The organism is Nonomuraea sp. NPDC003201 (assembly GCF_053590415.1).
Genome location: NZ_JBSFTC010000225.1, coordinates 1 through 9,720 on the forward strand (window position 1 = coordinate 1; position 9,720 = coordinate 9,720).

Sequence of the window (9,720 nt, forward strand, 5' to 3'; positions counted from 1 at the left end):
GTACTGCACTCGGGAGGGTGTGGGAGAGTAGGTCGCCGCCGGACAATCTTTGGAGGGGGTTCGACGCCTTGGGCGTCGGACCCCCTTTTTTTGTGCCATCACAGCCCCCGGTCGGGACCGCTGCCGGCGGTCAGTAGGGTTAAGGGGTGGATTATCGTGCGGTAGAACGCGCGATCATGGAGCGCGGCGTCGAGTGGGATTTCGAGCCGACGCTCGACAGGATCGCGGCCCTTCTTGATGTGCTCGGTTCGCCGCAGAGGGCGTACCCGGTCATACACATCGCGGGCACCAACGGAAAGACGAGCACGGCCCGGCTCACGGAGGCTCTGCTCAAGGAGCGCAATCTCAGGGTGGGGCGGTTCACCAGCCCTCATCTGGTGTCGGTGCGCGAGCGGATCACGGTGGACGGCGAGCCGCTGAGCGAGGAGCGGTTCGCGGAGGTCTACGAGGAGATCATCCCGTATGTCGAGCTGACCGACACCCAGGGGCGGCGCATCCAGTTCTTCGAGCTGCTGACCGCCATGGCCTTCGCCGCCTTCGCAGACACCCCGGTCGACGTCGCCGTGATCGAGGCCGGCATGGGTGGGTCCTGGGACGCGACGAACGTGGCCGATGGCCTCGTGTCCGTCATCACGCCCATCTCGCTCGATCACACCGACCGTCTGGGTCCCGACATTCCCAGCATCGCCGGCGAGAAGGCGGGCATCATCAAGCCCGGCTCGACCACCGTGCTCGCCCAGCAGGAGCTGGCCGCGGCTGAGGTGCTCATGCGGCGGGCGGCCGAGGTGGGCGCGGTCGTGGCCCGTGAGGGGCTCGAGTTCGGCGTGCTCAACCGGGAGGTGGCCATCGGCGGGCAGCTGCTCACCCTGCGCGGCCTCAAGGGGGTCTACGACGAGGTCTACCTGCCGCTCTACGGCGCGCACCAGGCGAGCAACGCGGTCTGCGCGCTGGCCGCCGTCGAGGCGCTGACCGGCGGTGACGACCCGCTCGACGTCGACCTCGTACGGCAGGCGTTCGCGCAGGCCGCCTCGCCGGGGCGGATGGAGGTCGTGCGGCGGACGCCGACGGTCGTGATCGACGCGGCCCACAACCCGGGCGGCATGCAGGCGACCCTGGAGGGGCTGCACGAGGCGTTCGACTTCGCCAAGGTCGTCGGGGTCCTCGCGGTCATGCGGGACAAGGACGTCGACGCGCTGCTCGAGCTGCTCGAACCGATGCTCGACGAGATCATCGTCACGCGTAACTCCTCGCCCAGGTCCATGTCGCCGGAGGAGCTGGCGTCCCTGGCCGAGCCGCTGTTCGGCGAAGAGCGCGTACACGTGGTCGAGCGGCTCGACGACGCCATCGACCAGGCCATCGGCGTCGCCGACGCCGAGGGCGAGTTCAGTGGCACGGGCGTGTTCATCACCGGGTCGGTCGTGACGGCGGGGGACGCGCGGCAGCTGCTCAAGGCGGATGGTTCGCGATGAATTTCCAGGTGACTCCAGGTATGCGCAGGCTGGGCGCCAGCGTGCTCGGCATGGAGGCCATCGTGGCAGGGCTGATCACGCCCGTGGCGATCACCGTGGGCGGGGTGGCGCCCGCGCTCGCGGTGACCGCCGGCATCGGGCTGGCCGTGCTGTGCGTGGTCGCCGCGGGCCTGCTCAAGCGGCCTTTCGGCTACATCCTCGGCAGCCTTGTACAGGTGCTGGCGATCTGCACGGGCTTCCTTGTGCCGATGATGTTCTTCCTCGGCGCGATCTTCACAGCGCTGTGGATCACGGCGATTATCGTCGCTCGCCGTGTTGAGGGCGCTACTTCCCGCTAAAGTCGGCGCATGACCGTCCCCCCGATTCAGCGGTCGGCCGGGCCCAGGGTCCCATGGCTGCTCGATGTGACGCTCGGGCTGCTCGTCGTTGCCGCCTTGCCGCTGGCGATCGTCACCGTTCCCAATACGCTCTCCGTCGTCGCCAAGCTGCTGCCCGGCGACGTCGACCAGGTCGGGCTGATGCGCACGCACGGGCTGGCCCTGCCCGCGCTGATGCTGACCGTGCCGCTGGCGGCGGTGGTGCTGCGGCGCGTGCAGGTGGTTCACGTGGTGCTGCTGGGGCTGGCCCTGGTGGCCCTGTCCGATGTCGCCGGTGGGTACGCGGGCTCGGACCTCCTCGCCGGAGTGGTGCGGGTGCTGCGCGGCGTCGGGGCGGGCCTGGTCGTGCCGGCCACGCTGGCGGCCGTGTGGGACCGTGTGCTGGTGCTGCGGGCGCTGTGGGTGGGCGTGTTCAGCGTGAGCCTGCTCGCGGCCGAGGCGCTGGCGCTGTGGCCGCTCGACAAGGCGAGCAGCTGGAAGGTGACGCTGCAGCCGTACCCGATGCTGACGGGGATCGCGCTGGCTCTGGCTGGCGCGTACCTGCTCATCTGGATCCTGCTCGGGCGGCCGGCCACGCCGATGCTCAACGACGGGGAGCGGAGCCGGCTGCTGCTGGCCGCCGTGCCGGCGGCGGGCATCGCGGTCGTGGCGATCAGCACCGCGACCGAGGGATGGCGGGCCATTCCGGTGATCGTGCTGGCGGTGGTGGCCGTGGCCGGGCTGCTGGGGCTGGCCACGATAGGGGCCGCGGAGAGCCGTACGCTGGCGTACTCCATGGTGGCGGTCGGCGTGGTGCTGCTGCCCAGCGCGGCGCAGGTCACGCTGGTGGAGATGGGCGGGCTCGGCGGGCCGGGGCTGCGCGGGCTCTGGGCGCCGTTCGCGGTGGCCGGGCTGTTCGCCGTCGGCGCTGCCGCGGCCGTGCGCCGGTTCGCGCCGGCCCCCGGGCGGTGGCTGGTGCCTTTCGGGTTGCTCGCGATGGTGGTGGGGCTGTGCTCGGTGCGGCTCGTCGTGCCGTCGGCCGACGGGTTGGTGCTGGCGCTGCCGTTCACGCTGCTCGCCGTGGGGGCCGCGGTGGCGTTGACGTCGGCGCTGCAGGAAGTGGGGGTCGGGACGGCCGTCTTCGGGCTCTCGCTGTGCGTCGCGGGGGTGCTGGCGGGGTTCCTGCTCGGTACGGGCGTGCAGATGGCGATGCTGGACGGGGTTTCGTCGGCCCAGGAGCTGGTCGACAGCTTCGTCGGCGCGTTGCACTCGTGGGCCCTGATCGGTGGCTTCCTCGTGGTGCTGGTCATCGTGCTCTCCACCGTGATGGCCCGGCGGGGTGCCGCCAGGCCCGAAGAAACGGCGTCCGCGTCACCTGCGGAGGGGGACGACAAGGCGGAGGATGAGGACGAATCTGCCGATTCGGTGCCCGCCGTGCCGCCGCAGGGCCAATCGCCCGAGGACACCGCCTCTCCATGACGCCGTTCCGTCGGAAAGCGAGGGTGGGGGCGCGGGACGGTAAGCTGAGGCCCAAGCCACGGCGACGCGTGGGCCCGTCCCCCGCGAAGCATCCCGCGGCCGGGCCGGGCGCCCGTGATCGCGATCCTCACTCTGTTCGAAGGAGAACTCCAAGTGTCCGAGCGCACTCTTGTCCTGATCAAGCCCGACGGGGTTAAGCGCGGCCTCATCGGTGACGTGATCGCCCGTGTGGAGCGCAAGGGCCTCAAGGTCGTGGCAATGGACCTGCGCACCCTCGACGCCGACACGGCCAAGTCGCACTACGCCGAGCACTCCGAGCGGCCGTTCTTCGGTGAGCTCGTCGAGTTCATCACGTCGGGGCCGCTCGTCGCCCTGGTCCTCGAGGGCCCGCGCGCCGTCGAGGCGTTCCGCGCGCTGGCCGGCGCCACCGACCCGGTCAAGTCGGCCCCCGGCACGATCCGCGGCGACCACGCCCTCGAGATCGGCGAAAACGTCGTCCACGGCTCCGACTCGCCCGAGTCCGCCGCCAGGGAGATCAAGATCTTCTTCCCTGACCGTTTCTAGGCGATTCGCCTCGCCAATCCGCGCCCGCGCAGCATGTCGCTGCGCGGGCGCGCGTTTTTGTCGGGCGCCTGTCGTAGGGTGGCGAGGTCTTGGTGTGCGGGGCTGATTCGTGGGCGTGGCGGGGGCGGGATTTTGTCGGCGCTTCCGCGTACGGTTGGCAGGGTCGATACGTGAGGCCTCGGGCCGATGGGCGTTTTGGATCGTTCCAGCAAGCCTTTGGGTGTTGTGGTGCAATCCGGGCAAAATTGCGGTTGAGGTAGGGGCTGGAGATTTTTGTGGGGCGCGAGGGCTCATTGCGCCCATCGGTGGGTACGTCACGTTACGATTCGAATTCGATCCGTAATCATTCGCGAACGACGTTACGGAGGGCTCCGTTCCCCATGGGCAGCAAGCTCGCGTTTCTCGGCCGTGACATGGCGGTCGACCTGGGCACCGCCAACACGCTGGTCTACGTGCGCGGCCGGGGCATCGTGCTCAACGAGCCCTCAGTCGTAGCGATCAACACCGCCACGGGCAAGATCGTGGCGGTCGGCATCGAGGCCAAGCGGATGATCGGTCGTACGCCTGGCAACATCGTCGCCGTCCGCCCGCTCAAAGACGGCGTGATCGCCGACTTCGATGTCACTGAGCGGATGTTGCGATATTTCATCCAGAGGGTGCACCGACGTCGGCATCTCGCCAAGCCGCGCATCATCATCGCCGTGCCGAGCGGCATCACCAGCGTGGAGCAGCGCGCGGTGAAGGAAGCCGGATACCAGGCAGGCGCCAGGAAGGTCTACATCGTCGAGGAGCCCATGGCCGCCGCCATCGGGGCCGGGCTCCCGGTGCACGAGCCGACCGGAAACATGGTGGTCGACATCGGCGGGGGCACCACCGAGGTGGCGATCATCTCGATGGGCGGCGTGGTCACCAGCCAGTCCATCAGGATCGGCGGCGACGAGCTCGACCAGGCGGTGATCGCGTTCGCCAAGAAGGAATACTCGCTGATGCTCGGCGAGCGCACCGCCGAGGAGATCAAGATCGCCATCGGCTCGGCCGGCCCGACCGGCGAGGAGTCGCACGCGGAGATCCGCGGGCGCGACCTGGTCAGCGGGTTGCCCAAGACCATCGTCGTGTCGAGCGAAGAGGTCAGGAAGGCCATCGAGGAGCCGGTCAACGCTATCGTCGACGCGGTCAAGACCACGCTCGACAAGTGTCCGCCCGAGCTGTCCGGCGACATCATGGACCGTGGCATCGCGCTCACCGGCGGGGGTGCCCTGCTCAAGGGGATGGACGAGCGCGTCAAGGCGGAGACGGGCATGCCCGTGCACCTGGTCGAAAACGCTCTCGACTCGGTCGCCATCGGCTCCGGCAAGTGCGCCGAGGAGTTCGAGGCGCTCCAGCAGGTCCTGGTGCCGGAGTCGCGGCACTGATGAGAGACTCTCGCCATGCGCGGCTGATCCTGGGCGGGCTGCTGACGGCGGCCCTGATCATCCTGACCGTCGACCATCGCACTGGCGACAGCTCGCCGCTGCGGCCGCTGCGAACGGCGGCGGCTTATGTGTTCGGCACAGCGGAGCAGTTCGGCGGGGGGCTGGTGCGCCCCGTCAGCGGGTTCGTCCGCGCTCTCGTGGACGCGCCCGGCGCCCAGGACCGCATCAACGCGCTCAAAGCGGAGAACGCCCAGCTCCGGGCCGGCCTGGTCGCCAGCAAGCTCGACGCGACCCGCTCCAAGGAGCTCAAGCAGCTGCTCGGCCTGTCGGGGTCGGGCGGATACAAGGTGGTCCCGGCCAACGTGGTCGCCCGGCGCGGGCTGCCCGGCTTCGAGGACGCCGTGCAGATCGACGCGGGCACGAGTGACGGCATCCGTACGGAGATGACCGTGCTCAGCGGCGAAGGTCTGGTCGGGCGCGTCATCAACGCGGCCCCGCACAGCTCGACGGTGGTGCTCCTCAGCGACCCGGCCTCGGCTGTCGGGGCGCGGCTGGAGGGGGGCAAGGAGATCGGTGTGGTGCATGGGGTGGGGGAGAACGGGCGGCTCGTCCAGTTCCGGCTCCTCGACTCCACGGCCCCGCTGACCAGCGGCGCGCGGATCGTCAGCTTCGGCTCGCAGAACGGCAGCCCGTACGTGCCGGGGGTGCCCATCGGGGTGATCGAGCGGGTGGAGTCGACGCCGGGGGAGCTGACCCGCATCGCGTACGCCCGTCCGTACGCGGATCTTTCTTCGCTGGACGTGGTCGGGGTGGTGGTGGAGGCTCCGAAGCGGGATCCGCGTGACGCGGTGCTGCCCGCCAAGGCGCTGCCTGCCGCGGAGGGATCGCGATGATCGGGCGGCGGGCGGTTCCACGGCGCCTGCCGATCAATGGGCACGGTGATCCGGGTGTGCGCGGAAACGGTGCTGGCGCGTCTCTGGCCTCGTGGGGCAGCGCTGGCGGGAGCGTAGGCGCGAGATGGGGTGCCGGCGGGCGTGTGGGCGCGTGTCAGGGCGGCAGTGGCCACCTGGAGCGTTCCATGGGAGGTCGGCGCTGCGCGTCTCTGAGAGCTCTTGTGGCGGCGTCTGACGAGGGTTGGGCGTGGGCGGTGCGGAGGCCTTCGGGGTGGATCGGCCCGCGAGCGCCGCGCGGAGGCTCGGCTCCGGGGTGGGAGTCGGTGAAGACGTCGGCTTGGGTGCCGGGCTCGCGTGGGCTCCGGTCGCCGGCCCGGGTCCGGTCGTTGGCGCGGGTCCGAGCGGCCGGCGGTGGCCGGTGGGCGTCGGTGGTGGCCAGGTTGGATCGCCGGTCTGCGGTGGCGGGGGCCGGGGCGGATCGCCGGGGGGCGTCGGTGGTGGGTGGGTTGGATCGTTGGTGGCTCGGTTCGCTGGAACGGCTCGAACGACCAGGCCGGGTTCCATCCGGCGGGTCGGGCATGGGGCGGGCGTGCGGGGCGGGGCGGATTGTGAGGGATTCCCGGGAGGGGGCGCGGTGATCGGCGGGTTGTCCGTGTTGTTGGCCTTGCTGGCGCAGGTCATGTTGGTCAACCGATTTCCCCTGCCGGCCGGGGGCTCACCCGACCTGGTGCTGCTGGCCGTGATCGGGGCGGCGTTGGGGCGGGGTGCGTCGTCCGGGGCGGTGCTCGGGTTCAGCGCCGGGCTGCTCGTCGATGTGATGCCGCCGACCGCGCACCTCGTGGGGCAGTACGCGTTCGTGCTGGCGCTCGTCGGTTACGTGGCCGGGCGTGGCGCGGGTGGGCCGGTCACCACCGTGGTGTTGTGCGTGCTGATGGCGCCGTTGCTGGCGGCGGTCGTGAGCGGGCTGATCGCCGACCCCCGGGTGACGATCTCCACGCTGACCGAGCAGGTGCCCGTCACCATCGTCTACACGCTGGTCGTGTCCCCCATCGTGATCTGGCTGACCACACGGGGCAGGGAGGCGGGGTTCTCGACATGATGCGGATGCGGGCCAGGCTGCTGCTGGTGCAGGTGCTCGTCGTGACGTTGCTGGTCGTGCTGGCCGTGCGCCTGTGGCAGGTGCAGGTGGTGCGCGGGAACGAGTTCGTGACGCGGGCGACGGAGACCAGGACACGGGCCGTGATCGTGCCCGCCGTGCGGGGGCAGATCCTCGACTCGCACGGGCGGCCGTTGGTGCGCAACAAGACCGCGTTGGTCGTGTCCGTGGACCGGACCAGGCTGACCAGGATGAAGGACGGCGGGCTCAAGGTGCTGAGCAAGCTGTCGGCGGTGCTCGGCCGGCCCGTCGCCGATCTGCAGCAGCGCATCACGCCGTGCGGGCCGGGAGTGCGCAAGCCCTGCTGGACCGGATCGCCGTACCAGCCGGTTCCGCTCGACGAGAAGGTGGACACTCGTGAGGCCCTGCAGATCCTCGAGCGGCAGGAGGAGTTTCCCGGGGTGACGGCGGAGATCCACTCCGTCAGGCAGTACCCCGGCGGGCGCGACGGGGCGCAGATGCTCGGCTACCTGCAGCCGGTCACCGAGGCCGAGCTGGAGAAGCGCGAAGGACTGAAGGCCAGCTTCTCCGGGGTGGACCTGGCGGGGCGTGACGGGCTCGAGTACGTCTACGACGAGGCGCTGCGCGGCAAGTCGGGGCTGCGCAGGGTGCAGGTCGACAGGATGGGCAAGGCGCTCGGCGTCGAAGAGCAGATCACCCCGATTCCCGGCGACCACCTGGTGACCAGCATCGACTCGCGGGTGCAGTCCGTGGTGGAGAAGGCGCTGGCCAAGGCGATGAAGTCCGCGCCGGCGGCTGACGGCGGCGCGGGGGTGGTGCTCGACGCGCGTACGGGACGGGTGGTGGCGCTGGCCAGCGCTCCCGGATACGACCCGGCGGTCTGGGCGGGCGGGATCTCGACGCGCGGATATCAGTGGCTGCTGTCTGATAAGTCCGACATGCCGCTCGTGTCCCGGGCGATCAACGGCCAGTTCGCGCCGGGTTCGACGTTCAAGATCTCGTCGGTGTCGGCGATGTTGCGGTCCGGATACCCGCTGAACGGCACGTACGAATGCCCCGGCTCCTACATGGTCGGCGACCGGGCGTTCAGCAACTTCCGCGGCGTTTCGCTCGGCTCGCTCAGCCTGCACACCGCGCTGGTCAAGTCGTGCGACACGATCTTCTACAAAGCCGCGTACGAGCAGTACCTGAAGGACGGCGGGCGCAACCCGAAGAAGGCCACCAAGGAGATCTTCGCCAACACGGCCAGGGCGTTCGGGTTCGGCAGGCCGACCGGGGTGGATCTGCCGGGCGAATCCTCCGGGCGCATCCCCGACCGGGCGTGGAAGAAGGACCTGTGGAACCGCACCAACGCCGTGAGCTGCGAGCGGTCGCGCAAGGGATATCCGGAGGTCAAGGATCGGGCGCGGGCCGACTTCCTCAAACGGCTCGCGCTGGAGAACTGCACCGAGGGGTTCCTGCTGCGGCCTGGCGACTCGGCCAACTTCTCCATCGGCCAGGGCGACGTGCTGGTGACGCCGATGCAGCTCGCGCGGGCGTACATGGCGCTGGTGAGCGACGGGAAGCTGCGCAGCCCGCGCATCGGGTGGGCGCAGGTGCGGCCTGACGGCAAGGTCGTCAGGACCATCCCGGTGCCGGTCGTGGGCAAGCTGCCGATCAGCGAGAAGGAACGGCTCTACATCAAGAACGCGCTGAGCCAGGTCCCCTCGGACGGCACCGCGGCGGGGGCCTTCGCCGGGTTCCCGATGGACAAGGTGCGCATCGGCGGCAAGACCGGCACCGCGGAGGTCTGGGGCAAGCAGGACACCTCGTGGTTCGCGTCATTCGCGCCCACGAAGAATCCGCAGTACGTGGTCGTGGTCATGGTCTCGCAGGGTGGCATGGGCGCGCAGACGGCGGCGCCGGCCGTGCGGGAGATCTACGAAGGGATCTACGGCATCAAGCGGCCTCCCGCCGTGCCCGGCGGGAAGCTCACGACGAGGCTGCCCAGCTTCTCGCCCGACGGAACGGTGGCCGGAGGATGAGCGCCCAGAGCCCGAAGCCGGGTGGGGGCGGTCGGGTGACCGGTGCCGCCGGTGGTCGTGGGAGTCGGCCAGTGGTGAGTGGTGGTCGCAGGGGCCGGTCGGTAGTGAGCGGTGGTCGCGGCGGCCGGCCTATGGCGGGTGGCGGTCGGAGACGTTGGTTGGCGGTGGGGGATCGCCGTGGGGGCTGGCCCGTCGCGGGTGGTGCGGGCCGGGGTCGGCTGGTGGGCGGTGCGCACAGGGGTTGGCCCGTGGTGGGCGGTGGGCGGGGTGGGGTTCGGCGGCCCGGTGGTGGGACGGCGAGCCGGTGGATGGTCGGCCGTGAGAGCGGTGGGGTGATCCGCTGTGTGGGCGGGTGGGTGGTCGGCCGTGAGAGCGGTGGGGTGATCCGCTGTGTGGGCGGGTGGGT

At 70.3% G+C, this 9,720-nt stretch carries 8 protein-coding genes; all 8 read left to right on the forward strand.

Annotated features, from left to right (window positions below; genetic code table 11):
* The first annotated feature begins 176 nt into the window (after positions 1 to 176).
* The gene (locus ACWDX9_RS45015; RefSeq protein WP_350740746.1) at positions 177 to 1,469 is read left to right on the forward strand and encodes a bifunctional folylpolyglutamate synthase/dihydrofolate synthase; all 1,293 of its coding nucleotides are present in this window, start codon (positions 177 to 179) and stop codon (positions 1,467 to 1,469) included.
* A 20-nt stretch (positions 1,470 to 1,489) separates the two neighbouring features.
* Positions 1,490 to 1,807: a DUF4233 domain-containing protein gene (locus tag ACWDX9_RS45020; protein ID WP_192786901.1), complete on the forward strand. Its 318-nt coding sequence runs from the start codon at positions 1,490 to 1,492 to the stop codon at positions 1,805 to 1,807.
* A gap of 9 nt (positions 1,808 to 1,816) precedes the next feature.
* Positions 1,817 to 3,304, forward strand: a complete 1,488-nt coding sequence (locus ACWDX9_RS45025; protein ID WP_449966135.1) for a hypothetical protein — start codon at positions 1,817 to 1,819, stop codon at positions 3,302 to 3,304.
* Between the two features lie 153 nt (positions 3,305 to 3,457).
* Positions 3,458 to 3,868 carry a nucleoside-diphosphate kinase gene (gene ndk, locus ACWDX9_RS45030; protein ID WP_350740740.1) on the forward strand — a complete coding sequence of 137 codons (411 nt, stop codon included), beginning with the start codon at positions 3,458 to 3,460 and terminating at the stop codon, positions 3,866 to 3,868.
* A gap of 380 nt (positions 3,869 to 4,248) precedes the next feature.
* Positions 4,249 to 5,280 carry a rod shape-determining protein MreB gene (gene mreB / locus ACWDX9_RS45035; protein WP_449966137.1) on the forward strand — a complete coding sequence of 344 codons (1,032 nt, stop codon included), beginning with the start codon at positions 4,249 to 4,251 and terminating at the stop codon, positions 5,278 to 5,280.
* The gene (gene mreC, locus ACWDX9_RS45040; protein WP_449966140.1) at positions 5,280 to 6,173 is read left to right on the forward strand and encodes a rod shape-determining protein MreC; all 894 of its coding nucleotides are present in this window, start codon (positions 5,280 to 5,282) and stop codon (positions 6,171 to 6,173) included. Before mreB ends, mreC begins: the two co-directional genes overlap by 1 nt.
* Positions 6,174 to 6,807: 634 nt before the next feature.
* Positions 6,808 to 7,272, forward strand: a complete 465-nt coding sequence (gene mreD / locus ACWDX9_RS45045) for a rod shape-determining protein MreD (protein ID WP_350740736.1) — start codon at positions 6,808 to 6,810, stop codon at positions 7,270 to 7,272.
* On the forward strand, positions 7,269 to 9,314 hold the full coding sequence (gene mrdA, locus ACWDX9_RS45050; RefSeq protein WP_350740734.1) for a penicillin-binding protein 2: 2,046 nt from the start codon (positions 7,269 to 7,271) through the stop codon (positions 9,312 to 9,314). The genes mreD and mrdA overlap by 4 nt, the downstream gene beginning before the upstream one ends.
* The last annotated feature ends 406 nt before the right edge of the window (positions 9,315 to 9,720 follow it).